The sequence below is a fragment of the Roseateles sp. Mitsp63 genome, from assembly GCF_059491535.1.
Map to the genome: position 1 here is coordinate 4,479,038 of NZ_CP168509.1, position 25,333 is coordinate 4,504,370.

The following is a 25,333-nucleotide window of genomic DNA, read 5'->3' on the forward strand; positions in this document are numbered from 1 at the left end:
CCGGCGTTCCCGTGTCCCGGCTTACAGCACCTTCGCGCCGTCCGAGGTCAGCACGGTGATGGAATCGCCGCTGGACACGCCCATCAGCGAGATGCTCACGTCGGCATGGTCGAAATCGCCCCGGCCGTGGCTGTCGACCTCGATCGACACCTTGCCCTCGGCGTCGACGAGCTTATGCAGGAACTTCGCCTGGTGGCCGGTTGAAAAGCCGATCAGCAGCTGGGTCAGGTCGATGCGATCGTTCTGTGCGGACGTGTAGTCCTGGATGGTGTCCTCACCTACCTGGCCGGCGGTCCAGACAAATCTGTCGGCGCCCGCCCCGCCGACCAGCAGGTTGTGCCCGCCGGCGTTGGTGACCTGGTTGTCGCGGGCATCGCCGATCACCATCGTGCTCAGGTCGCCCTTATGAGCGATGCGCTGGCCGTCCAGCGTCACCACGTCGCCCTTGTCCAGCCGCACCATCAGCGTCTGCGCGCCGTTGGACTCGAGCCCGGTGCTCGACAGCGTCAGCGTGTTGGCGCTGCCATTGGCCATCCAGACCTGCTCGATTCCCTTCACCCCGCCTTGCAACTTTGAAAAGTCGAGGTTGGTGGCGCCGGACAGGTACAGCGTGTCGTAGCCGCCGAGACCGTCGATCGCGTTGAGGCCGGTCTCGCCCGAATAGGTCAGCACGGAGTCGCCCTCGCCGCCCTGCAGGGTCCGGATCGCCGGCGTGCTGTTGTCCTGGGCCAGATAGACGAGGAATTCGTTGTACATGGCCTGCTGGACGTAATCAGAGCCGTCCCCCCACCCGCCGTGCCAGGCCAGCTTCCACTCCTTTTCCGTGGAGAAGACCGGCGGCAGACTGCCGTCCGAGGCGACGCGCACGCCGTTCTCGAAGATGGCTTGCGCGGCATCGGTGTAGTTTTTCTCCGCCGAGCCAGGCGTCGTGTTACCAGCATGGGCCTCGAACACCAGATCGTTCGCTCGTCCCTTCAACAGGTGGGCCGGATCCACATTGTGCTGGAGCTGCGAGACGCCTGGGTTCGTCGCTCCAATCTCGAAGGCGACCCCGATGTCTGTGGGATAGGAGGCACTGAGCCGCCCGCCCCCCGTATCGCCGAGGTTGAAAAGCGAGCCGTGCCAATCCCCCTCGGATTGCACCTTCGCATAGATGACGGCGCTTTTCCACGTCGCCGCTGCAACGCCGCTGGCGTACATGTAGTCGTCGGCATAGTCGTTTCGATGCGCGTTGAAGCTGATGGCGATGGAGCCGTCCGCGCGCGTCACGGCCTGCCCGCCGTCGACGATCACGCCTTGCTGACGGGCGATTGGCTGGACCAAGTCCCGGCCATGGCCCGATTGGTCGTACCAGCAGGTGACATAGCCCTTGGCCTTGGCGTCGGATCCAACGAAGTCCATCAGCGCCTGTCGATCAAACTCGCCATCGGCATCGAAGCCGATGTCCTTCTCGGTGTTGTCGGAGGAGCGCCGCACCCGCACGGCAAAGGTGTCCGCACGCGGGTTCAGGTCACGCATACCGTAGGCCGCTTGCAGTTGGCTGATGTCGACCTCCTCGATGTTGCCGATGCCCGTGCGGTCGCCGATCCTTCCACCCTGTGGCATGCCGAGCCGCACCACCAGCTTGTCGTTCACCTCGCGATAGTGATCGCCCTTGATGGTGAAGCGGATCAGTTGGCTGTCTTCCCCCGCCGCGAACTCGACTCGCCTGTAGGCCTCGCCTGCGTAGTCGTCCTCGGCCGCGCCGTTGGAGACACCCTTGGCGGAGCTGTCGGTCGGATCGACGACGTAGCGCACGCTGCCGGCGGCGGTGAGGTCGCCGCTGCGATGGATCACGAAGGCCATTTCGCGCGTGCCATCGGTTCCCTCGATCACCTGGGCGTCCGAGATGGAGTACACCGTCCCCTCGACGGTGCTGCTGGCTTTCTGCTCGCTGACGTTGCCGGCCTTGTCCTCGGTCTTGACGCGGACGTTGACCTTCTCGCCGCCGTGGAAGACATGGGGCTGGCCGGACACCGCCAGTGCGCTCGACGTGTCCAGCACCCAGCGGCCGTTGCTGTCGGTCTGGGTGAGGTAGCTGACCTCGTAGCCGTTGTTCTCGTTGTTGTCGGTGTCGATGTCCACGATGACCGGCGTCAGCGCTTCCGCGTTCCCCGCCAGCGCGGGCTTCTGCAAGACGGCCGCCCCGATGGCGATGACGCTTTCCGGCGGACGCGTGTCCACCGTGATCTTCAGCGGACCGGAGATGGTGCCCTCCATGTCGGCGCGGAAGACGTGTTCGCTGTCGGCCAGAAGCTTGTTGTCCAGCGCCAGGCTCCAGCGCCTGTCGTGGCCCGCCGTCGCGGTGCCCACCTCCTCGCTCCCGTCCAGCTTCCCGTCGTCATTCGCATCGAGGAACACCTTCACCGTTTTCCCGGCGGGCGCGATGCCCTCGAGGTGCAGCGGTGCCTCCTTCGAGCCATTGTTGCGTGTGAACTGATCGCTGCCGCCGGAGCCGGTGTCGGAACCGGGCGCCAGGTAGATGGCCACATCGGACGCCTCATGCACGTACAGCGAGGTGCTCGCTTCTTTCCCCGTGACGTTGCCGGCAACATCGGTCGCCGCCACGCTCACGGTACGCCGGCCCGGCTCGACATCGGCGTCAGCCGTATAGGAGAGCGAGCGCAGCACCTGCGTCGCCTCGTCCTGCGTGAGCGGGAGGTTCGATTCGATCCGCAGCTCCGGATGCTCCCCACCGCTCAGCGTGAGCGTGATGGTCTTGCCCGCGATGAGGGACGGCGGCTGCAAGGTCCCGTCCTTGCCAAGGCGGAGCATCTGGCTTCGATCATCCGCATATTGCTTGCTGAAGATGCCGATCCATTCGCCGTGTCCGCCGGCGGCCTTGTCGAAAGCGCCGGCGACGTTGGAATCGAAACGCAGTGTCAACCGGCTCACGCCCGTCGCCTCGACGACCTGCGCCTTGGTGACGTCAACGATGGTGGCGGCCTCCTGCGCACCGGGAGTGACGAGCACGCTGCGATGGATGCCGGGGTCGTCGCCGTTCAGGTCGAGTTCTGGTGCTGTCTTGTCGATGATGCCCGTGAGCTCCGCCTCCGGGCTCGTATTGCCCGCCAAGCCGGTCTGGCGCACCAGCAGCTTGAACTTTGCCGTGCCGCCGACATCAACGACGTGCGTGGTTCCTCCCGTCAGCCAGGAAGGCTTCGAGGAGCCGCCAGCGATATCAACGATGCTGTACTCCCAGGTGGCGTCCGCCTCGATGCCCTCGACACGGATGGCGCCGTTCCTCGTGATCCGATCAGCACCGCTGATTCCCGAGTCCTCCAACAGCGTCAGCGTGGGTTTGGCGATCTGTGCTTCCTTGGTGAACCCGATCTCCTTGACTTGGCCGGCATTGCCGGCTTGGTCGACCTGCCGCACGAACAGGCGGTAGCTGCCATCGTCCAGCGCGCTGCCATCGAACCTGCGGCTGATATCGCCGTTTTGCCAATGCTGGTCGTCACCCAGGCGGTACTGCCAGGTGGCATAGGCCTCCAGGCCGGAGACGGCGAGGATCGCCTCCTTCGTGATCCCGTCGCTCTTCCCCGCGGTGTCGCCCGCCGCGGCGGTGTCGTTGACGAGCCGGACATCGAGCGCGCCCGGAGCGCTTTTGTCGATGCGGAACGCGAACTCATCGGAGACGCTCTCGTTGCGCGCCTTGTCGATCTGGCGCACCTGGACCGTGTGATCACCGTCCTTCAGGCCCGGGTCCGGAATGGTCGTTGTACTGAACGTGGTCCAGTTCTGGCCCTTGTCCAGGCTGTACTGCCAGGTGGCGCCCGGCTCCAGGCCATCGACACGGATGGCGCCGTTGCTGGTGAGCTCGTCGCTGCCGCTGGCTCCAGAGTCCTCCACGAGCGTCAGCGTGGGCTTGGCGATCTGGGAGTCCTTGTCGACTTGGATCTGCGCAGGCTCGCTGCGATGGCCGCTTTTGTCGACCTCCACGATCGAGAGACTGTTCGGGCCCTCGTTCAGCTCGCCGGCGGCGATTTCGCCGTTCTGTCCCTTGCGCCAGGTCTTTCCGCCGTCCAGGCTGTACTCCCAGTCCTTCGAGGAATCCAGTCCATCGACGCGGACCGTCCCTGAGCCATTCACGGCCTCGGCGCCGTTGCTTGGCGCTCCCACGACCCGCGGTGCAGGCGAAGGCGGCAGTTCAGGCAAGGCATCCGGCGGCGTGGTTCCAGGCGGCGTTTCCGGCGGGATGGTCGGTGGGGTACCCGGTGGCGTTCCAGGCGGCGTTTCCGGTGGGATGGTCGGCGGGGTACCCGGCGGCGTTACGGGGGGAGTCTCCGGCGGGATGTTCGGCGGGGTACCCGGTGGCGTTCCAGGCGGCGTTTCCGGCGGGATGGTCGGCGGGATGTTCGGCGGGGTACCCGGCGGCGTTACGGGAGGCGTTCCCGGTGGAATTTCCGGTGGGATGTTCGGCGGGGTACCCGGCGGCGTTACTGGCGGCGTCAGCGGCGGCGTTCCTGGCGGGGTCGCAGGCGTTTGTGACGGCACCGCTGGAGCATGGCTCCCGCTCGAGCCGCCCGCTGCCACGCCGGCCAGCGTGAGCGCGCCCAATCCAAGTCCAATCAGCCCCGCCTGAGAGAGACTGCCCGCGACGGCTGCCGTTGGCTGGGCAACATCGCCGGCCGCCGCCGCGATCTCTTGATCCGTCGGAGACGCCGCGCTGGCGCCGGCGGACTCCCCTGCGGCGGGTGTCTCCAGCTGGGGAGTCATTTCGTTGTTGGGTGTGGACCGCGGCGCCGCTTGATCCGTCGCCTCTTCGTCGGCTCGCCGCTTCCCGGCGTGAGCCACCCGGAATTCCTTGGCGTCTGGCGCGGAAGTCGGCTTCAGCGTCCGGGGCGCTGGCGTGGAGAGGGTGGAGGTCGTCATGCTCATGGCGCGTTCGTTCGAGAGTTGAAGGAGCGCGTAGTCTCTCGATCCGCCGTCATTCGAACCATGGCTCCAAGGCCATGGTTTCGCCGCACATGAGTAGCCTCAACGGGCGGGACACCCGCCCATTGGGGTGGTCCGCCATCCCCTGTTCGGGTTGATGCTCCTCTTTCGATGGGCATATCCCCCTGCAGTTGCACGGGCACAAAGCAAACGCCCCGCGCGAGGCGGGGCGTTCGTCACCGGGACCGGCTAGCCGGTCACAGCGCGTTCATCTCCTTGAGCAGCCGGTCGGCCTTGTCGACGACCTTCATCTGCCAGAGCATGTAGCGCGCATCCAGGCAGATGCTGCGGTTCATGTGATCGTTGAAGTCCCAGTCCGAGATCACCGCGTCCAGCGTGCCGTCGAACAGCAGACCGACCAGTTCCCCGTTGCCGTTGAGCACCGGCGAGCCCGAATTGCCGCCCGTCGTGTCCAGCGTCGCCAGGAAGTTCACCGGCACCGAGTCCAGCGCCTTCACGCCGTACTTGTCGAAGCGGCGCGCCTTGATGGCCGTCAACTGCTCGGCCGGCGCGTCGAACTCGCCGCTGCCGGTGTGCTTGGCCACGATGCCGCGCAGCGTCGTGAACGCGGTCCAGGTCGTGCCGTCCACGCCCGGCGTGCGTCCCTTCACCTGACCGAAGGCGACACGCAGCGTGCTGTTGGCGTCCGGATAGACCGGCTGGCCGCGGCTGGCCTTGAAGTCGATCTCGGCCTGCATGGCCGCCGAATAGGCCTGCTGCATGCGGCCCGCGAGTTCGCGGTCGCGGTCCTCGCGCGCCTGCTCGTCGGCATGCAGCGCCACGGCGGCCTTGACCAGCGTGTCGGCGCTCGCCTCGAAGGCGGCGGCATCGCGCGACAGCCACGCGCCGCGCTCGGCCTTGTCGGTCAGCGTCGTGCCCGCGTACAGCGCATCCACGCGCGCGGCGACCGCCGCGGCATCCATGCCGGCGCGCACGCCCAGCGCGTTCAGGAACGCGGCGTTCAGCTGATCGGCCGGCTGCGCCAGGTACTGCGTCAGGAAGTGGCTGACGACCTTCTTCTCGACGCCTTCGTCGAAGCGGCGGTCCACCGTCTCCAGCGCCTGCTTGCGGCGCAGCTGATCGCGATCCTGGAAGCCCGCCTTGCGCTCGGCATCGGGCTTGCGGCGCTCGAGCGCCTGCTCATACAGCTCGCCGGCGCTCTTGACCAGGCTCGGCGTCGCGTAGCTCAGCAGGAACTCGCGGCGCACGATGGCCTGGCGCTCGGCGATCAGGCGGTCCACCTCGGCCAGCGCCGGGCCGTAGGTCGCGCGGCGCTTGGCGTCGGCATCGACCCAGGCCTTCATCTCGCCGAAGGCCGCCTGCTTGCGCGCGAGGATGTCGCTGCCCGCGTAGCTGGCCATCTGGCCCTGGTAGTTCTTGTAGTAGTTGTTGACCCCGGCCACGGTGTTGGCCAGTTTGATCTCGGCGTCGCGGCGGCCGGCGGTCGCCTCCTTGATCAGGTCGAGCTGCTCGCCCATCGCCTTGACGCGATGCGGGAAGTCCCACGCGAAGGCGAAGTCGACCTCCTGCGGCAGGCGATGCCGGTTGGTGCGGCCCGGGTAGCCGGCCACGGCCACGAAGTCGCCCTCGCCGAGCGGCGAGCTCGCCAGCTTCAGGAACTGCGCGGGCTGGAAGGGCTTGTTGTCCGGGCCGAAGTCCGCCGGCTTGCCGTCCGGGCCGACATAGGCGCGGTAGAAGCTGTAGTCGCCGGTGTGGCGCGGCCACATCCAGTTGTCGGTGTCGCCGCCGAACAGGCCGACGCCCTCGGCCGGCGCGTGGACCAGGCGCACGTCGCGGATCTCCAGCTGCTTGGTCAGCTGGTACATCAGGCCGCCGTAGAACGCGCCCACCGAGCAGCGATGGCCGGCGTCCTTCTCGCAGGCCGCGACCAGCGCCTTCTCGTTGGCCTCGATCGCGTCGATGCGGGCCTTGCCCTGCAGCGCGGCGGTCTTCCTGTCGATCACCTGGCCGGTGACGTCGGTCAGCGCGACCGTGACGAGGATGCGGCTGCCCGGCGCGGCGGGCAGCTCGTCGGCCAGCGACGCGGCCAGGAAGCCGTGCTTCAGCAGGTCCTTCTGCGGCGTCGAGTTGTACTGGATGCTGCCGAAGGCGCAGTGGTGGTTCGTCACCACCAGCCCCTGCGGAGACACGAATGACGCGGTGCAGCCGCCCAGGCTGACCACCGCCCCCATCGGATAGCCCAGCGGCTGGGACAGGCGGGCGGGATCGAACTTCAGGCCCGCGGCCTTCATGTCCTTGGCCACCAGTGGCAGCTGTTGCGGCATCCACATGCCTTCATGCGCCTGGGCGCCGGCCGCGGCGCCCAACGCCAGCGCGGCCCACATCAGTCGTTTCATTCGCGGGACTCCTGTCCACCTTCTGAGAAGGGGCGAACCATACACGAGGCCGGATGGCCGCCCCCCGTGCCGGTGGACACCCTCTCCCGCCGCCACTCCGCGTTCTTGGGATGGGAAAACCCTGACTCGAAACTTACACTCCAGCCCATTCGTCCGACCCGATCCCGTTCAGGAGTGATGTCATGACCCTCAAGCAGCTCAGCCAGGTGAAGCGCTGGATGGTGATGCACAGCGGGCGTCATCCGGTGGAGCTGGCGGTCTGGAACCTGGTGCTGACGATCTGGATGCTGGGTTTCATGGGCGTGCCGGGCGCGCTGCTGACGCAGGCCTGGATCGCGCTGCCGCTGTGCCTGCTGGCCTGGCTGCTGCCGATGGTCTACACGGGCGGCCGCCGCCGTTTGCATGATGCGGGCCGCCTGCGCTGCGACTGGCTGACCGCCCTCTAAGCCGACCGCGCCGATCGCTGGACCGGCGGTGCCGGTGCCCCTTGAAGCGAATGCCGAGCGGGCGCAGGCGTTTGAGCGGAAAGGGGCACCGGCACTGCCGGTCCCTGCTCGGTCCACGCAGTACCGGTCCACGCAGGCCCGGTCCACGCAGGCCCGGTCCACGCAAGCCGCGCTTGACATCATCGTCACTTCTGACGATGATTCGCCGCATGAAGTATCCAGGCGGCAAGGGCAAGACGTTCCAGCACGTCATCAACCTGATGCCTCCGCACCGGGTGTACATCGAGACGCATGTTGGCGGTGGCGCGGTCCTGCGCCACAAGCTGCCGGCGGCGCGGTCGATCGCCATCGACGCTGACGAACGGGTCATTGCGCACTGGCGCGCGATGGCGCTTCCCGGTGTCGAGTTCGTTCACGGCCGGGCGGAGGATTTTCTCGCGCGGCATGCGTTCGAGGGTGATGAGCTGGTCTACGTGGATCCGCCCTATCACCCCGAGACGCGGCGCCAGACGCGCATCTACCGGCACGAGTACGACGCCTCCGATCACGAGGCGCTGCTGGCGCTGCTCGCGGCGCTGCCGTGCCGGGTGATCGTGTCGGGCTACGCGCACCCCGCTTATGACGCGCTCCTTCGGGGGTGGCGCACGGTGGAGTTCCGCGCGAAGACGCACACCGACGTGCGCACGGAGACCCTGTGGTTCAACTTCGAGCCGCCCGAGATCCTTCACGACAGCCGGCATCGCGGGGCCAATTTCCGCGAGCGCCAGACCAACAAGCGGCGTCTTGAACGCCTGCAAGAGCGTGTCCATGCCATGGATCCGGTCGAACGCGCCACGTTCGCCCAATGGCTGAACACCACTTATCCAGCCGCCCAGAGAAGCGGCGTTTCCGCAGTCCCATGACCCAGATCGTTGCCATCGTTTCCCGCCACGGCTCCCTTCAACGAGAACTTCCTGATCCTGACCACCTGCTCCTCTCCGGCGTGCGCTGGGGCGCCATCGAGGAGTTTCCGACGCCCGCCTACTGGACGCAGCAGGCGCTGAAACACCGGCTCGAGGCGCCGGCCGTCATGGCCTCGGGGCGCTCGCTGGCCGAGGAGGTCGGCGCGTCGCTGCTGGGCGGCCCCGGCATTCCGGCGGCCGTGGGGCTGGCGGCGTTCGCGCGGGTGCGCGAGCGCGGCGCCTTCGTGCAACCCGGCGTGTCCGAAGCGACGCTGACCGATTGGCTGAGCGAGCCGCTCGACGTCCAGGGCAAGCTGCTGAGTTTCCGCTTCGCGGCGCAGAAGGCGCGGCATCTGGCGGTGGTGATGCCGGCGCTGCTGTCCGCGCCGGACTTCGAGGCCGGACCGGACGTGCGCAACTGGCTGATGGAGCTGCCGGGGGTCGGACCGAAGACCGCGTCGGCGATCGTGCGCGGCTGGTCGGCCTGCGAGGAGGTCGCGCTGCTGGACACGCACCTGCTACGCGTGGGCCAGGTGATCGGGCTGTTCTCGCGCAAGCTGACGGTCGAGCGCCATTACCTCGAGGCCGAGGCGCGCCTGCTCAAGCTGTGCGCGGCGATGGACGTCCGGCCCTCGGAGCTGGAGGCGGTCGTGGCGGCGGAGATGAGCCGCTCGCCGGAGACGGCGCGCTTCCTCGTGGACCACCTGAAGGCGACGGAGCCGGCGGCGAGAACCGCGGCCACGGCCAGGCCGCGCGCGATGCGCGAGCCCGAGCAGATCGCGCTGGTCTTCACCGCCTGAGCGCGCCGGCCAGGCGGTCAGGCGGTCAGGCGGGCACGCGATCAGGCGGTCAGGCGGTCAGGCGGAATCCCGCGACGACCTGCGACAGCCGCGCGGCCTGTTCCTTCAGCGCCTCCGCGGCGGCGGCGGACTCCTCGACCAGCGCCGCGTTCTGCTGGGTCATGCCGTCCAGTTGCGACACCGCGGCATTGACCTCGGTCAGGCTCTGCGTCTGGCCGCCGCTGGCGGCGGCGATGTCGCGGATCAGTTGATTGACCTGATTCACCGCGTCGACCACCTGGCCCATCGTCGTGCCGGCGTCGCCGACGGCGCGGGACCCCGTTTCCACCTGCTCGACGGACTCGGCGATCAGCGCCTTGATCTCGCGCGCGGCCTGCGCGCTGCGCTGCGCGAGTCCGCGCACCTCGGCGGCCACGACGGCGAAGCCGCGGCCCTGTTCGCCGGCGCGGGCGGCCTCGACCGCCGCGTTGAGGGCGAGGATGTTGGTCTGGAACGCGATGCCGTCGATCACGCCGATGATGTCCGCGATGCGCCGCGACGAGTGCTGGATCGCCGACATCGTCTCGACCACGCGGCCGACCATGTCGCCGCCCCGCGTCGCCACGCCGGCCGCGTCCTGGGCGATGCGGCTGGCTTCACCGGCACTGCTGGCGCTCTGGCGCGCGGCGTCGGTGAGCTGATGCATCGCGGCCGAGGTCTGCTCCAGGTTCGAGGCCGCCTGCTCGGTGCGGGCCGAGAGGTCGCTGCTGCCGGTCGCCACCTCGCGGCTGGCTTCGGCGATCTGGTCGGCGCTCGTGCGGACCGTGGAGACCGACGCATGCAGCGCGTCCCGCATCCGGCCCAGGGCCCGCAGCAGGTCGCCCAGTTCATCGCGCCGCGAGGCCGCGGCCAGGTCGCGCAGGTCGCCGCCGGCGATGCGGTCGGCCACCGCCGACGCCGCGCGCAGGGGCTGCGTCAGCGAGCGCGTCAGCAGCCATCCGACGACCGCGCCCAGCGCCATCGCGGCGGCGACCAGCGTCCAGATCGCGCCCAGCACCACGCGGTAGTCCTCGCGCGCCTGCGCATGCGCCTGCTTCGCGCCGTCGCCGTTGATCTCGACCAGCTCGGCCAGGCGCTGGGTCACGAGCCGGAAGGACGCCCGGGAGTCGCCGCGCAGCAGCGCCGTGGCGTTTTCCCGCTGTCCTTCCGTCAGCAGGCGGACATAGCGCTCCTGCACGGCGCGGTAGACCTGGACCTGGCGCACCAGTTCGTCAAAGACCGGGCGCTCGCGCTCGCTGATGCCGAGCTTGTCGTAGGCGGCCAGATGCTCCGGCAGCAGCTTCCATTGCGCGGGCAGGCGGGCGCTCTCTTCGGCGACCGCCTTGGCATCGCCTCCCACCAGCATCTGCAGCTCCGCGCGGCGCATCTGGTTCATCGACTCGCCCATGGCGCCCAGCAGGCGGGTGCTGGGCAGCCAGTTGGCGGCCAGATCCTCGACCCGATCCTCCACCTGCGCCACGCGGGTCGCCGAGAAGGCCCCCATCGCCAGCATCAGCAGCACCAGCAGCGCGAAGCCCATTCCGAGCCGCACGCCGACCTTCAAGTCGGACAGCATCCGCATGACAACCTCCCTGGCGCCGATTCGATCCGGCGTTGATCCGGGAAGCTAGCACCAGTCCGTCAGGATTCCCAGCCCCTCGACAAGGGGCGCGTGCTCACGGGAAGGGGCCGGCGCCGGCCGCGGCTTCCTCTTCATCGTCGCGGCTTTCCGGCGACGGCGCCCTGCCGGGCGGCAGCCAGTAGCGCCGGCGCCGCGACCGTTCGCAGCCTGAGAACACCGGCTCCGCGCGATCGCTGCGCCATCGCCACGCGCCGCACCGGACGGTGTTCAGCAGGATCACGCCCGCCTCGGCGTATCGCGCCACGATGTCGGGTTTCGGATGGCCGAAGCGATTGAGGTAGCCGGACTGCACCACGGCGACGCGCGGGGCCACCGCGTTCACGAACGATGACGAGGACGAGGTCCGGCTGCCGTGATGCGGCACGACCAGCACTTCGGACGCCAGTCCGCCGCCCTCGCCGCCCTCGCCGGCCTCCCGCACCAGCCGCGCCTCCTGCGGCGATTCGATGTCGCCGGTGAGCAGCACGCGCCGCCCGGCCGCTTCGACGCTCAGCACGCAGGATCGCGCGTTGGGCGTCCTCAACCTTGATGAGGCCGGCGCGTCCACCACGCCGGCATCGATCGGCCACAGCACCTCGAAGCGCACGCCCTCCCACTCCCAGCGCTGCCCGCGCCGGCACGCCTCCCCGCCCGGCACGGCGCCGAGCCGCCGCGCCACCGGCATGGCCCGCAGCAGACTCATCGTGCCGCCGGCGTGGTCCTGGTCCTCATGGCTGACCATCAGCAGGTCCAGCCGCCGCTCCCCGAGGCCCCGCAGCAGCGGCAGCAGCACGCGCTGGGCCGCGTCGGAACCCGGCCCCCAGCGCGGTCCGGCGTCGAAGACCATCGTGTGCCGATGCGTCCGCACGAGGGCCGCGCCGCCCTGCCCGACATCGGGCAGCCACAGCTCGACATGGCCCGGCGCCGGACGCTCGACGGCCGGCCACAGCATCGGCACGCAGAGCGCGAGCCCGCCCAGCCGCGGGCGCCAGGGCCACGGCATCGCCAGCGCCACGCCGCCCAGCAGCCCGAGCGCCTGCGCCCACCCCGGCGCCCACGGCAGATGCCAGACGGCGAGCGGCAGTCCGCGCATCGCCTCGAGCAGCGCGTTCAGCAGCGCGACGAGCCAAGCGCCCAGCGTCCACAGCGGCGCGAAGCCCGCGCCGAGCATCGCCAGCGGCGTGATCACGTAGGACACGAGCGGGATGGCGACGGCATTGGCGATCAGGCCCACGATCGAGAGCTGCTGGAACAGCAGCAGCGTCAGCGGCGCGAGGCCGAGCGTCACCAGCCATTGCGTGCGCCAGGCCGCGCGCAGGGCGCCGCGCCAGCCGGATCCGGATTGAAGATCAGCCGCCATCAGCAGCGCGACCGCGCAGAAGGACAGCCAGAAGCCCGCCTGCGTCAAGGCCCAGGGATCGGCGGCGCAGACGGCCGCGGCGGCGGCGCACAGGCTCGTCGGCCATGGCCAGCGCGCGCCCGCCTGGCGCAGCAGCGCGAGGATCGTCAGCAACCCGGCGGTGCGCTGCGCCGGCACGCCCCAGCCGGAGAACACGGCGTAGAGCACGGCCGCCGCCACGCCCATCCACATCGCCGCGCGCGGCGCGGGCCAGCGCAGGCACAGACGCGGGCTGCGGCGCCAGACCCAGCCGGCGGCCGCGCCGGCGAGCCACGCGAACATCGTCACGTGCAGTCCGCTGACGCTCAGCAGATGGGAGACGCCGGTGTCGCGGTACAGCGACCAGTCCGAGGCGCTCACTGAATCTGGGCAACGTAGTCCCACTCCGTGGAAATAGTTGCCCGCAAATCCTGAACGACGGCGAAGTGCACGCTGCCAGACCGCCGTAAGCGACAACGGAGAGTTGCCCGCAAGCGCCTAGATGTTCGATTCCATCGGACCAAGCGGTCGATGACTTACCCAGTTGAGCCACGAACGAGACCCGGGAGCTGCGCGGGCCAATTCGAGTGGCCAGAGCCAATATCGGCTCAACGCCGACTGAAACCAAATGTATCCCGCCCTACGCACGCCGCTCAACCTGGGCAAATAGTTCCCAGCCCGCAGCTCACCTGGGCAATGAAGTTCCCCGCTACCCGAATGGCACCCGGCGCCAGGGCCGGGTAACCGAGAAATCAGCCTTCAAGAAGTGCTTGGGAGGGGCGAAATGTGCACGTCCAGAATCGCCTCGCAAACTGAGCTCCCATGAGCCATGTGCAGCGAAGGGACGAGCTCCTCGCTCAACGCCCAATCGATGAATCGCTCCCATCCGTGTCGAAACGGATTGCCCTCTAGGGCAATGCCGGCGGCGACCGTCAACGGAAGGCAGGCCTGCTGTAAGGCGTCGAAGAATTGCTCCCACTCTTCTTCTGCAGGTTGCCCGCATCTGCGCGCTGAACTGAACGGGACGTTGAACGTCGTTGGTCCGTCCAAGGAACAAACCGCCGCAACCGCATCCTGCAACTCCCGCCACTGCCGGTCGGCCCAGGCAATCGCAAGCACATTGACCTGTTGGGGCTCTCCAGATGTGCGCAGATGGGAGAGTCTTCTTCTGTCCCTTGCACGAAGCTTTTCGCCGAGGGTTCCTGTCATTACGTTCCTAAGTCTGCCGTTCCTTTGGCAGTTGTGAAACGTATAGACATCGGCTCTATACAAGGCTCACCGTCCCAGATTCGGGCCGATGTGAGGCGCAGGCGGAGGCTGGCGGACGGCACGGCGCACTCAACGGCGACGGCGTGCGAGGTAGATAAAAACAGGGGGAGAAGTCAGGCGTCCAAAGCGGAGCCCCGCGGCAGCTCCTTCGGGAGCACGCTTGAAAACAAGTCCACGTTGAGGTCGAGTGCAACCGAGCACTGCATCAAGAACGCAGTGCTGAAGGTGCCTCGATGCAGCTTGCCCTTCAACGACGCTTCGGTCTCCTCCAAGCCAAGCGCACGAAGGCGCTGCGCCAAGCCGGCGAGGCTCAGCCCGGCGCGTTTGAGCTCCGCCTTGACCAGCCGCGAGGCCGCATCGTTCCAATCGAAATCGTTCAACACTCCCCCCTAAATCAGGGATAGGCGGATTCAAGAACAGAACTAAAGTTCCATAAATAGAACTTTCGTTCCGTAAATGAAACTGTCGCGCCACTGCGGGCGACTCGTTGCGAGTACTGTACTCCCGAGCCCGGCCGCAGCTACCTACTTCCGGTCCTGCTCTTGCTTTGCTTCCTGCGGCTATGCAGTTCGACGTAGCTCATGTCCAGCGCATCGAGCTTCAGCACTCGCAGCAAGCGGAGCGCGAACGCGAAAGAGAAGCCTCCTCGCTGCACTCGCTGTGCGAGGCTCTTCGGCGTCACTTGGTCATACCCAAGCCCATTTAAATCTTCGCTCAGCTTTTCGTAGCTGACGCGCCGCCGCTTTATCTCCACCTCTATCAACGTTCGGGCCTCGATGTCCCATTCGTCGGGTGGCTTTCGCGAGGTGCGCTCGCTCGGTTCGACTTTTGGCTCCATGCGAGAAGCCTAAATTCTCGCGCCCGCGCCACAGTCCTCCAAATCACCCTCAAAGTCTGCCAATTGGAGGCCATTACCTCCAAGCCACCCAGTATTTCATCCAACGGGACTCGCTCTCGTCCGTTTGGCAGATTCGTATAAGTGCCGCTGCTTCACGGGGTCACGCCGCGACATCTTCGCGCGGGGAACCAAAGGAACAAGTGATGAACAGGACCAAATCCGGCAAGCAACCATCGAAGGCCGGCCCCAGGAAATGGACGGAAGCCACCCTCAAGAAGCGCAAAGAGGCGGGTTTCGGCCGCGGACATGGAGCGGATTACATGCCTGCAATCCGAGTCCAAGACTTCTCGTCGCGCGGCGTGCAAAGCCGTATCCCGAGCGAGAAGCTCGGGCGCACTGTCCATCTTCATTCCACCATCGAACGCGCATTCTTCATTACCGCTGAGCAGGACCCGACTGTGGAGGAACTCGAAGAACAGCGGCCGATGGACCGCTCTGTGACGTTAGGCGCGGCAGCCTTGTTAGGCATCCGCCATCCCACCTACCCGGGTGGCCGGGTTCCGGTGGAGATGACCCTCGACGCCCTGGTGACGCGGCGGGTCGACGGCAAGACGACGCGAATCGCCTACGACATCAAAGAAGAGCGAGCGCTGTCGGACCCGCGGGTCATCGAGAAGCTCTCCCTGCACAAGGCCTATTGCGCTCACGTAGGCGTTGCACATCGCATCTTCACTGAGAAGTCCATTGACCCGCGCGTTATTCGGAACATCGACTGGATGCGAGGCGCGTCGCCGGCGCCAGGGGAAGTACTTCCGGTGGTCGACCTATTCGACCGCTACTCGCCACGAATGGAAGCCGAGGTGAATTCGGCCAACTTCGAGGGGATGACCGTTCGAGCCTACTGCGCGGATTTTGATTCCCGACAGAGTCTCCCGAGGGGTTGCGGTCTGCGGCTGTTCCGCTCGCTCGCCTGGGAACGCCGTGTTCCTATTGACCTGACCTTCTCACCTGTCGAGCTGCAACTGCTGGGCGAGGCCAACGGCCCGCGTTCGTCGGAGGGCCCCGGGAAGTGAATTTCTACGCAGTCAACGATGACGTCCGCAAGGGCGACAACACCTACGTCATCATCTCAATGCAGAAGGCTGGGGTCCTGCGCAGCGAAAGTACCTTCGTTGCACTACAAAGAGATATCAAGAACCCGTTGCCTGTAATTTGGACACGCTCAGAGATTACAGAGTGGGAGAACACGAAGCAGATTTTGCGTGTTGGCGCGTCGAAAATTGAGCGCCCGCATACAGAGGGACAGGCAGACATCGCACGTAGAGACGTTCGATGGAACCGAATCTTCGACATACGCGACGACGTCCGACTCTACGAGAAGTCGACTCGCAACAAGTTTCTAACGGAGCACGCCACATCCATCGGGACGAACAAGGAGACGCTTCTTGACGACCTTCGCCGATACTGGCTTAACGGCCAACACAAGGATGCCCTCCTCGGCGACTTTTGGCGTTGCGGACAACTCACCGAAGGGAACTCCTTCAGCGTCGACATCGAACATGAGGACGGTGTAGAGCAGGTCCGACGCCGAAACGCGGATGAAACGTTGCCGAGGAAACCGAAGAAGCCTCGAGGGCGTCCGCCCTCGGATGGCAACTACAGCATCATGAACATCACCCGTGCATTGCACGAACAGATAGTTCAACTTGGACGCAAGTACTACCTTCGCGACAAAAAGTACACGTTGCGGGGCTTCGCAAAGTTCTACCTCAGAAGGTTCTTCGTTGCTCGGGACGAGAACGGAAAGATGCGCCGCGATGACAAGGGAGCGGCTCTTCTTCAGCCCTTAGGAATGCGCCCAACGGCAGACCAGATTCGCAAGGTCGTTCGACATGCTTTGAGCCACGCGGAGCTCATCTCTGGACGTGAAAGCAAAGCTCACTTCAAGAACAACCATCGCGCAAAGCTCGGTGGCAGATGGGCCTTCAGTATCACGGCTGGACGGGTCTACGAGATTGACGCGACCATCTTCGACTTGTGGCTGGTATCGAAGTTCAGCCGGCGGACGATTATTGGAAAGGCAACGCTCTATCTGGTTGTCGACCGAGACAACGGGCTCGTCGTTGGACTGTCGCTCTCCTTGGAGTCCCCGCAGTGGGAAGGAGCGTGCCAAGCGATTGTGAGCATCTCTCAGGACTGGGAAGCGCTTTGCAAACGTCTGGACGTTCCATACAACGCTGCGGCCTGGGTTGCACAAGGGTACTTCCCCAGCTGCTTTGTCTATGACCGAGGTGACGGTCAGGTCACGATGGCCGGGACTCTAAGCGAGAAACTTCCAATTGAAACCTGGAACCTTCCTGGCTTCATGAGCAGTCTGAAGGGAACGGTTGAATTTGGGATTAGCGCGACTCAAGCTCCCATTCGCGAAATGGCACCAGGCGGTTCGCTGCCGAGTCAGGCGAAAAAGCGGCGAGCAAAGAAGTACGAGAAGGACGCAGAGTACGACCTGGACCATCTCCTGGCGTCGGTGGTGGCAACCGTACAGAGTCACAACGTCACCGCTCGGACGTCCAAAGAGATTTATCCGCAGGACGTCGCTCGAGGACACCTACTCAGCCCGGCCGAGCGCTGGCAATACAGCATGGAGAACGAGGGTGGGATGGGCCGGCGCTACACGCATGACTTCATCAAGAAGGCGCTCGAACCCACAGGCACTGCGCAAGTGACCCAGAAGGGCGTGAAGTTCAAAGGTCTTCTTTACGAGTTCGATGAAATCAGGTCTCTGGGGTGGGCCACGACTGCGTCGGTAGAGGGCCAATCCCCCGTCACCGTCTCTTACTCGCCTCTGTGGGTCGACGAAATCACCATCAATGACCCGAAGCGACCTTCGGTCACCTACAAGGGCCGGCTCGTCGCACGGCACAAGGCGCACTTCTCGAACTACTCGTTCGCGGAGTACGAGCGCTTCAAGACCCTTGCTCGCCGATTGAGTCGGCAGGGTCAGCACCTCGAGCTTGCGCACCAGATTGCGCTGGATGAGGACCTCGAGGCGATTGCGAAGAGTGCGGCAGCGGAGAAGAAGAAGGAAACCGGAGGAAAGAAGTCCTCAACAACGAAGACCGGGGGAATTGAGTTGCGTCAGAAGGAGAAGCAGGAACGTCGCTCACAAATCTATGGCGGCGTCACAGCGACGGAGTCCGACGGGCCGGTCGAGAAGTCCGGACCGACGACTGAGCCCCCGATGGCTGCAGCGACCAAGGACGTTCCCGAAGCACCGAAGGTCGACCGAATGAAGTCGCCGGAGCGTGTGCTACCTGGCAACGACAACTACTTTGAACTCCAAGACGAACTTGGAATCTGATTGAACGAGTTACGAGATGAAGAACGAATTGAACATTGATGGCGTCAACGGATACTGCGACTTTCCGTTCGTCGAAGCAATCTATCGGAAAAGCGAGATTCCCGAACAACGCGGAAACATCCTCATCGAGGCGCTTCCCGCTATCCCCGACGATGCCACGCTGCGCCGCCAGCTGCATGTCCTCCCGCCCTTCAACGAGCAGGAGCGACGGCTTCCTGACCACATTCGTGGTCAGTTGGTCCGGCGTGTGCGCGACATCTTCATTGCCACTCCGCGGGTGGTCGAGTTGGCGCGCTCCATGATGTCGATGGTGCATGCTGGCTATGAGCGACGTCGCCCTAACACTCAGGAGTCCATCAGCTCGCTCCGGGCCCTCTACCAAGCTCAGATGACCGGTGATTTCGTGTCGGTTAAGCAGACCGCCGAAATCGCAAAGTTCTCGATGACCCTCACAGGGCCCTCGGGACAAGGGAAAAGCACCGCAATTGGCCATATCCGAGGCCTCTTGCCACCGGTCATTTACCACCCGCAGCCCGGCATCTGGCAGCTCCCGTTCCTCGTTGTCGAGATGTCGACCGACGGACGCGATGTGCACCAGCTCGCCACGGAGATTGCGTCGGAAATGGACAAGCTTCTCCCAGACGCCGGCTATGCGGAACTGATGAAGCGAACGACCACGACCAATGCCAACTACCGGCTCGGCGCAGTGTTGCGGACCGCGCGTGAGCACGGCCTTGGGATGCTCATCGTCGATGAGGGTCAGAGCCAAGCCGTTTCGTCGGGGCGCGACGGCGGAACCCAAGCTACCGCCAAGGAGACCACGGTCGCCAAGGCCCTCACCACGGCTTCTAACACCAGCGGAGTTCCGACCATGATTGCCGGTACGCCTGAACTGAAGACCAAGCGGGAAGCTCGGTTCACCACCGGTCGCCGCGGGTCGGGAAGCGGCTCGGCGGCATGGGGCAACCTGACTCGGACTCGAACCAACAACGGTGGCGACTTCGAAACGCTGTTGAAGGTTCTGTTCAAGTATCAGTGGGTGCGGAACCCCATCAGCTACTCCGATGAGTTCGCCGACCTCTACTTTGACCTCACGCAAGGTGTCCCCGACATCATGGTGAAGCTCTGGGAGGCCGTTCAGATTGAAGCCATCTCCTACAAGCAGGAAGCAATCTCGGCCGAGCTGCTCCGTGTGGTGCTCGGCAAGTACTTCGCGATGAGCGAGAACGGCCTGCTCTATCTGAAGCATCGGAGCAAACTCCCGAAGGATGTTCGGTTCGTCACCGACCTCGCCGAGAGTGACCAGACGATGGAACAGCGCGTTTACGATGAAACGGGCATGCCGATGGTCCTCGCCCCGTTGGGCGTGCATCCCTATCAGGACGGACATCAGCTGCAGTCGAGCAGCCACTTCGCAGGGACTGGTGCGACAGCCGAAAGCAGTCAGGCCAAGGACGCTGCTGCACCCGAGGCCAAAGCCACCAAGGTAAAGAGGCCGGCTAAGCAAAAGGTCATTCCCTCTCCGCTTCCGGCCGTTCTCGACCCTTCTGTTGCGGCCTCGGCCGACATCCGGGGCACGACTGACCCGAAGGCATTGGGGCTGGTCACCGCTGCTGAATTCGCTTTGTGAGATATCTGCTTCAGCGCCCGCGGCCAGATGAACTTCTGGGCAGCGTTTGGATTCGCACCGCCCGAGTGGGCGGTGTTTCTTTGAAGACAACCGCTCGACTACTCGTGGGTCAGCTCGGCTGGACCCCGTCGCTTTTAGGATACGGCCACTTGTGCGCGATGGCCGGCTTCTTGAGGCTCCCGCCGCAAGAAGTTCTGTGGCGGCACACCGTCTTTCCCTATCTGACCGCCCACTTCGGCGGCCCAACCTTCGACCAAGCCGTCTCAAATGCTTACGCGACAGGGAGGACGGCGGTTGGGACCGCTTCTGTCATCCAAGCCGCGTCCACCTTCGTGCCTCTACGTCGATTCTGTAGGACCTGTGCCGAAGCCGACGTAGCCCGATGGGGCACAAGCCACTGGAGAAGGTCTCACCATCTCCCCGGCGTTCTCTACTGCCTTGAGCACGGAGAAGCGCTCCGTGAGACCACGCTACCGAGCGCCAACTCCTGCTACGACACGTCACTGCCCCATGAGGCGAAGGGACACCCAGCCGTCCGGGGGCCGAGAACCTTCTTCGATGCCCACCTTGGCCGCATCTCCTCAGCGGTTCTGAACCGCACTCCCGGACCAGCTAAGGTGCTTCCATCGAGCCACTATCGAGACGCCTTAGTCGAAGGCGGCCTTCTTGCGCCCGGCCGCGATGTAGAGCGAGGTCGTCTGTCGAGCTGGGCCCTTGCGCTGCTGCCACGCGCCCCGTCTGCCCTCGGGCTACACGGCAGCGACGGCAGCCTCGCCTGGATGGCTCGAATGCTCACTCTGAAGCCATCGCATCCACCGGGAACGTATAAACATGTGCTGTTCGCCACAGCCTTGGAGGCCTATAAAGCGGGCGGCCAGCCCATCGACCTCACGTTCGTCTCTAACGGTCCTGCGGCGGCGTCCAAGGTAGCGATTGATGCGAAGTACGCAAGAGCTGTCCGCGCTGTGGTCCGACGGTATCTGGCGCTTGGCGAGCGAGTCCGCATCTGCGATGCGTTGACGGAGGCAGGCTGCTGGTCCGCGTATCGGCACAACCGCGAGGCGTTTCCTCGCGTGCATGCGGCGGTTGAGGCGTTGAAATCATCCGACGCGTGCATGCGTCCGCTCTGGGGCAAAGGCAGAACGACCTGAAGCCTCGCCGTGGGCTGAGCATGGCTAAATCTGCGGAGCTGTACATCCTCACAAGGATGTACAGAAATGAAGTGGATTACAGCTTTCTCTAGAACCCCCATGAGGCAGTTGGTGGCGCACGTCAGCGACGCAGCCGGGAACATGTCCGTGACTGCGATACGCGACGTCGACTACCGCATTGATGCACAGAGGTATGGCTCGCCCCGTCACCTCCAGGTCAACCCTTCCCACTTCGCTCGCACAACTTGCAACGAGTACCGAAAGGGCCCACTGGCTGGGCTAGCTGCGGCAAACCAGGGTATCTTCGAAGGAACGGTGAACGGCCTGCGCCTACTCATTCCGGCCCAGACTCTGGTGCGTGCATTATTCGGTTCGCATGCGCGAGTGCGGACATGGCTTATGCACCCGAACGGGCTCAACATCGGCGCTCTGCAAGTTGAGAAGCTTCAGGGCCGAAAGGCATTCACGCCCAAGGCCACCTTCGCCTGGCTGACCTCCCATCCCGACACCCAAGCCTCGTGGGCAAGCGTCTTCGCCAACGCGCTGAGCGGCCGACTCGACCTAACGCCGCCGGACGAGACCTGTAACTTCAGCGTCTGGGGTTTCAACGTCGAAGGGACGTTCCACGTCACTCACCTGGTTCTGATGGAAGTTCAGCACGCCGAGTCGACGCGACCCATCCGTCCCAAAAACGGCATCAAGACCGGGAACTACTTCGACGCACGCGTGTCGCGCATCACCTCGAACGGCAGACTGACAGACGACCAATGGCGGCTCATCTGCGGCGACCTGCGTGAGGCATTTCCGCCCATTGGAGGCAAGCCGGCATACACACTCCGACAACGCTTCGAGATGCTCCTGTTCAAGCGGGGTAGCCAGCTCCGATGGAACGCTCTGAACTGGCCCGCGGCGGCGCTGGCATCGGCGCAGCGCTTTTCGAAGAAACTCAATAAAACCGACCTGTGGGACAGATTGCTGGAAAGACTCATTGCGGTTGCGGAAGACCATGCACCGGTGCGGCTGCCTGGCGGCCTTGAGGACCAAGGCCTTGGTCACCGCGCCTCGGCCAACGATGGACCCGGCCCACAGACTGCTGCGGCCTAGCCATTCCCTCGAACGCTCAGCCGTGGGCCGCTCGCGGCGCGGACGCCGTCTGAGAAACGTAGAACGGCGCTAAAGAAGCGGAAGGCTGGTTCAGCACGACTCCCGTTCTGGGACACCTTGAGAATAGACATGGAGGTTCTTCCGGGTCTGATTTGGCGTGCACTTTCGGAGCATCAGACTGATGGGTGGTGGTGTTCCAATAGATTTGTCAAGGTCACCTTAGGGTGTTCTATCGAGGGTGGCCCCGTGGCCGCCGCTCGGCACTCCGCCAGAGGATGGGTGGCTTGCTTCTGAATAGCGCAGTGTTCTAATCCAACGCATCCTCGCACCCTCCACTCCATAGATGGGGCTCCAATGGCAAAGAACCTGAAACAAGTCCTGGACCAAATCGACCGCCTTCAGCGCCAAGCCGACCTGCTGAGGGCGAAGGAAGTCGAAGAGGTGGTTGCGAAAATCAAGGTAGCAATTGACCACTACGGAATCACGCCAAAGCAACTGTTTGGGAGGACTTCAGTAAAGTCCTCGAGCAAGGCCGCGACACCCAAGGCAGGAACAGCCAAACGAGCCGCGAAATACCGCGGTGAGAATGGCGAGAGCTGGGGCGGCATGGGTAAGCGCCCGCGCTGGTTCTCGGAGGCACTAGCTTCTGGGAAGACGCCGGAATCGATGCTGTTGGCGGGAGGTCAAACATCCGCCTCCACTGCCGGAGGTTCACGCAGGAATTCCACGGCCGCCGGCAACGCCTCAGTCCAGCCAGAGCAGTCAAAGGCGCCGAAGAGGTTGGCTCGCGTGGGTGCACCGAAGTATCACGACGGCGCCGGCAGAACCTGGACGGGCAAAGGGAAGCGGCCGGCATGGTTCGTTCAAGCGCTCGCCGAGGGAAAATCGGCTGAAGACTTGGCCATTTCAAGAACCTGACTCACTTGGCCGCAGATGTATCTCGGTGACTCCAACCAGCGGTCGCAGGCGTACGACCGCACAGCTACTCGACCGCGTCGGGAGAGCGCGTTCTAGACGCCAGCGAAAGGCCAGCGACCACCTAACCGGCAATTCCGTGGAGCTGCCGATGGCGCGCGAGGAACTCCTTCAGGCCGGGGGATTCCGAGAAAATTCCGTACCGAAGTCTCTTCTCCCTATGCGCCCCAAAGCGCACAAGGTCGAGACTCGCGGCTTTGGGGCCGAAGACCATCTTCCCGTTGTTTGAGAAGCCGATTAGCCCCCTATCGAACAGCTTATCAAGGCTTGGAGTGAGCAGAAGTCCGTTGTCGACCGACCACCGCTCAGCTGTGCTTTCGCACTTCTCCCATGGCCAGATGTGTGACGCAATGAGTAGCTGAGCGGAGCCAACTTCTTCCACCGCGCAGACCCTCCATCTCTCGACCAATTGCCGTTTAAACCAGCTTTGCCCGATTCTTTGTTTCACTAGCGCTAGGCGTTCCGAGTCCTCCAGCCCGAGCTTCTCGATGCGCTCAATGGCACGCTCATCCTCGCTCCACGGTGCGGCATCTCCTGCACCGGCGTCCAATGGAATGTCTGGCCTAAGGTCCGGCAATTCCTCGTATGCGCGCCCGCCTGACATGGCTGCGGCGACAAACGAACAGAACTGATGGACCACCGCTCTAAGCCTTTGATGGGATGTGGCCGGCGTCCAAGAATCCACGAGAACTGTCGCCTCGTAGCCGAGTACCGAAATGTTCCTAGAGTCGAGGCCCCGCTCCCAGGTCTCGTTTCCTACGACGGCTCCTCGACGCAGGGCACGTCCCTCGAAGGAGAAGTACTTCTGCTGCAGGAGCCGCTCGTACTCCAGTCGAAAGTCCTCATAGACGAACACCCGAAAGCGCAGGCGGTCGGGCCCAATGCCTGGCGTCGAGGTTATGCCGATGAATCGGACTTGCTCCGTCGGACTTAGGACTCTGAGCCAAGGCAACTTCTCCGCTCCGTTCCGATTGACGTGCGGCTCGGTCATCCGGTCAGCGTTGGGAAAGATTTCTCGCAGGCCTGTGACCGTGGCGTCAAGCGCGGCATAGAAGTCGAGCGACCGGGTCCAGTGCTCCGGCATAGCGAGAGAACGTTCGCTTTGCATTTTGGCAATGTAGTGCTGCTGGTTGAGCGGCCGAGGAGAATCCTAGGGCTTCAAGGCCGCGGACACTTCACGGTTTCTCTTCGTCAGGGTGTCGAGCAACGCTGTCTGGGTTAGGGCACGGTCGAGCATCACGCGGCGCCACAGGCTCTCCGAGTGCTTCGCGAAACCGTTATGGACCTTGCTGAGCTTAGTACGCAGCTCGTTCACGGCCTCCGGGGACGAGGCAGCCGCCTTTCCGTACCAACAAAGAGCCAAGTCGTACTTGTTCTCCTCCGAAGAGAACTTGACTCTGAAGAACACGGGCCAAACTTCGTTGATGGCGAACTGCTGGCAGTCCGTTGGGCAGATGTCAATCCTAGTCCGGTAGGGGTCGAAGTTCGTACTGGGAAGCTCGGTCACCTGCGCCTGTATCGCATTGAGCAGCGAGGCCATCCCCTTCGTTTCGCGGAGTAAGCGGACGGTTGCGCGATTCTGGAGGTGGAAGAGTGCAACCGCTTGGTCAACCTGGGGATTCGTAAGCCATTCCTTCTCCACTCTCCGCGACGTCAGACCAATAAGCTGACCCACTGCATGCGGATAGTCGCGATGAAGTTCGGACGCCAGTTTTGTTGAGCGCTTTGCTTCAGGCGTGTCCCAGTCGTCCGTCTGTCTTCCGCAATAGCTTTCAACCAAGCGAGCAGCTGCGTTCCCGCGAGTGACGTGCATCCGAGCACGCTGCGCGGAGGCCTTCAGCCACTCATAGTTGATGTGCAGCCACGAGTCAGCTAGTGGCCGTTCGCTCGATTCATCGCCATCGAACGAGCGGTCGAGAGCCAAGTAGGCGACCCTGTACTTGGACAGCACAGGATTGGCAAGCAAAGCGCTCTCGATGCTCTCTTTATATCGATGCAACTGGTCCGCCCAGTGATGACCACCAGACTTGTTCTCGATAGCAACGATGAATCGATTCTGTACGTCGATGACAAACAGGTCGACGCGATTCTTCGCTTCTATGCCGAGCTCGCGTGCGCAGAACGCTGCTCCAAAGCTGGTTGTCCTCAAGCGCATTGGCGTCCAATACGCGAAGAACTTCTTCGTTCGCCCCTGCTCTAGCTTGCAGCTCTCATCCTGCGCAGCGAGAGAGGCGGCAATGAGAAGGTCACGAAGAATCTCATCTGCCTGCCCGTGGCCCTCCTTCGCATCGAAGAGCCAAGCGAGGATGTCGGAGTGCTGATTCTCGATGAGCGAGATGACATCCAAGACTTCATCGCCAGTTCTCTGGAGCTCGCATAACTCGACGAGCCGAAGGTCTGTCATAAGGTCATCGAGCGTTCGGTCCTGGCGTGATGTGGCCATGCTTTCTCCGGAATGGGCTACGCC

The 25,333-nt window shown here is 64.4% G+C and carries 17 protein-coding genes and 1 pseudogene; 10 read left to right on the forward strand and 8 right to left on the reverse strand.

Annotation, left to right across the window (positions count from 1 at the left end; genetic code table 11):
• Positions 1-21 precede the first annotated feature (21 nt).
• On the reverse strand, positions 22-4,920 hold the full coding sequence (locus tag ACEN96_RS19390) for an Ig-like domain-containing protein (protein WP_495584707.1): 4,899 nt from the start codon (positions 4,918-4,920) through the stop codon (positions 22-24).
• Between the two features lie 254 nt (positions 4,921-5,174).
• Entirely contained in the window at positions 5,175-7,334 is a 2,160-nt protein-coding gene (locus ACEN96_RS19395; RefSeq protein ID WP_495584708.1) for a S46 family peptidase, read from the reverse strand.
• A 182-nt stretch (positions 7,335-7,516) separates the two neighbouring features.
• Here ACEN96_RS19395 and ACEN96_RS19400 point away from each other — a divergent pair, with 182 nt between their 5' ends.
• The 3 genes from ACEN96_RS19400 (at position 7,517) to ACEN96_RS19410 (ending at position 9,521) form a co-directional block, all read left to right on the forward strand.
• Positions 7,517-7,780 carry a hypothetical protein gene (locus ACEN96_RS19400; protein ID WP_495584709.1) on the forward strand — a complete coding sequence of 88 codons (264 nt, stop codon included), beginning with the start codon at positions 7,517-7,519 and terminating at the stop codon, positions 7,778-7,780.
• A 209-nt stretch (positions 7,781-7,989) separates the two neighbouring features.
• The gene (locus tag ACEN96_RS19405; RefSeq protein ID WP_495584710.1) at positions 7,990-8,682 is read left to right on the forward strand and encodes a DNA adenine methylase; all 693 of its coding nucleotides are present in this window, start codon (positions 7,990-7,992) and stop codon (positions 8,680-8,682) included.
• On the forward strand, positions 8,679-9,521 hold the full coding sequence (locus tag ACEN96_RS19410) for an 8-oxoguanine DNA glycosylase (protein WP_495584711.1): 843 nt from the start codon (positions 8,679-8,681) through the stop codon (positions 9,519-9,521). Before ACEN96_RS19405 ends, ACEN96_RS19410 begins: the two co-directional genes overlap by 4 nt.
• A 49-nt stretch (positions 9,522-9,570) precedes the next feature.
• Here ACEN96_RS19410 and ACEN96_RS19415 read toward each other — a convergent pair whose 3' ends face one another.
• The 4 genes from ACEN96_RS19415 to ACEN96_RS19430 all read right to left on the reverse strand — a co-directional run bounded on the left by ACEN96_RS19415 (position 9,571) and on the right by ACEN96_RS19430 (position 14,645).
• Entirely contained in the window at positions 9,571-11,121 is a 1,551-nt protein-coding gene (locus ACEN96_RS19415) for a methyl-accepting chemotaxis protein (protein ID WP_495584712.1), read from the reverse strand.
• 94 nt (positions 11,122-11,215) lie between these two features.
• Positions 11,216-12,919 (reverse strand): DNA internalization-related competence protein ComEC/Rec2, encoded by a 1,704-nt coding sequence (locus ACEN96_RS19420; RefSeq protein ID WP_495584713.1) that lies wholly within the window; start codon positions 12,917-12,919, stop codon positions 11,216-11,218.
• Positions 12,920-13,920: 1,001 nt separating this feature from the next.
• Positions 13,921-14,187 carry a DUF6471 domain-containing protein gene (locus ACEN96_RS19425; RefSeq protein ID WP_495584714.1) on the reverse strand — a complete coding sequence of 89 codons (267 nt, stop codon included), beginning with the start codon at positions 14,185-14,187 and terminating at the stop codon, positions 13,921-13,923.
• Between the two features lie 140 nt (positions 14,188-14,327).
• A complete protein-coding gene (locus tag ACEN96_RS19430; protein ID WP_495584715.1) occupies positions 14,328-14,645 on the reverse strand; it encodes a DUF6471 domain-containing protein in 318 nt (105 codons plus the stop codon).
• Between the two features lie 203 nt (positions 14,646-14,848).
• Here ACEN96_RS19430 and ACEN96_RS19435 point away from each other — a divergent pair, with 203 nt between their 5' ends.
• From ACEN96_RS19435 to ACEN96_RS19465, 7 genes and pseudogenes are all read left to right on the forward strand, one after another.
• Entirely contained in the window at positions 14,849-15,718 is an 870-nt protein-coding gene (locus ACEN96_RS19435; protein ID WP_495584716.1) for a TnsA endonuclease N-terminal domain-containing protein, read from the forward strand.
• On the forward strand, positions 15,715-18,006 hold the full coding sequence (locus tag ACEN96_RS19440) for a TnsB C-terminal domain-containing protein (protein ID WP_495584717.1): 2,292 nt from the start codon (positions 15,715-15,717) through the stop codon (positions 18,004-18,006). Before ACEN96_RS19435 ends, ACEN96_RS19440 begins: the two co-directional genes overlap by 4 nt.
• Before the next feature lie 16 nt (positions 18,007-18,022).
• The gene (locus ACEN96_RS19445) at positions 18,023-19,636 is read left to right on the forward strand and encodes an AAA family ATPase (protein ID WP_495584718.1); all 1,614 of its coding nucleotides are present in this window, start codon (positions 18,023-18,025) and stop codon (positions 19,634-19,636) included.
• A pseudogene (locus ACEN96_RS19450) lies at positions 19,633-20,082 on the forward strand (TniQ family protein); the annotation flags it as partial. The gene ACEN96_RS19445 and the pseudogene ACEN96_RS19450, both read left to right, overlap by 4 nt.
• Before the next feature lie 342 nt (positions 20,083-20,424).
• Entirely contained in the window at positions 20,425-20,787 is a 363-nt protein-coding gene (locus tag ACEN96_RS19455) for a hypothetical protein (protein ID WP_495588696.1), read from the forward strand.
• Positions 20,788-21,102: 315 nt separating this feature from the next.
• Entirely contained in the window at positions 21,103-21,891 is a 789-nt protein-coding gene (locus ACEN96_RS19460; RefSeq protein ID WP_495584719.1) for a hypothetical protein, read from the forward strand.
• A 354-nt stretch (positions 21,892-22,245) separates the two neighbouring features.
• Positions 22,246-22,809, forward strand: a complete 564-nt coding sequence (locus ACEN96_RS19465) for an H-NS family nucleoid-associated regulatory protein (RefSeq protein WP_495584720.1) — start codon at positions 22,246-22,248, stop codon at positions 22,807-22,809.
• A gap of 121 nt (positions 22,810-22,930) precedes the next feature.
• Here ACEN96_RS19465 and ACEN96_RS19470 read toward each other — a convergent pair whose 3' ends face one another.
• Together ACEN96_RS19470 and ACEN96_RS19475 are read right to left on the reverse strand one after the other, a co-directional pair.
• Positions 22,931-23,950 (reverse strand): HNH endonuclease, encoded by a 1,020-nt coding sequence (locus ACEN96_RS19470; RefSeq protein ID WP_495584721.1) that lies wholly within the window; start codon positions 23,948-23,950, stop codon positions 22,931-22,933.
• Between the two features lie 66 nt (positions 23,951-24,016).
• On the reverse strand, positions 24,017-25,309 hold the full coding sequence (locus ACEN96_RS19475; RefSeq protein ID WP_495584722.1) for a PDDEXK-like family protein: 1,293 nt from the start codon (positions 25,307-25,309) through the stop codon (positions 24,017-24,019).
• Between the last annotated feature and the right edge of the window lie 24 nt (positions 25,310-25,333).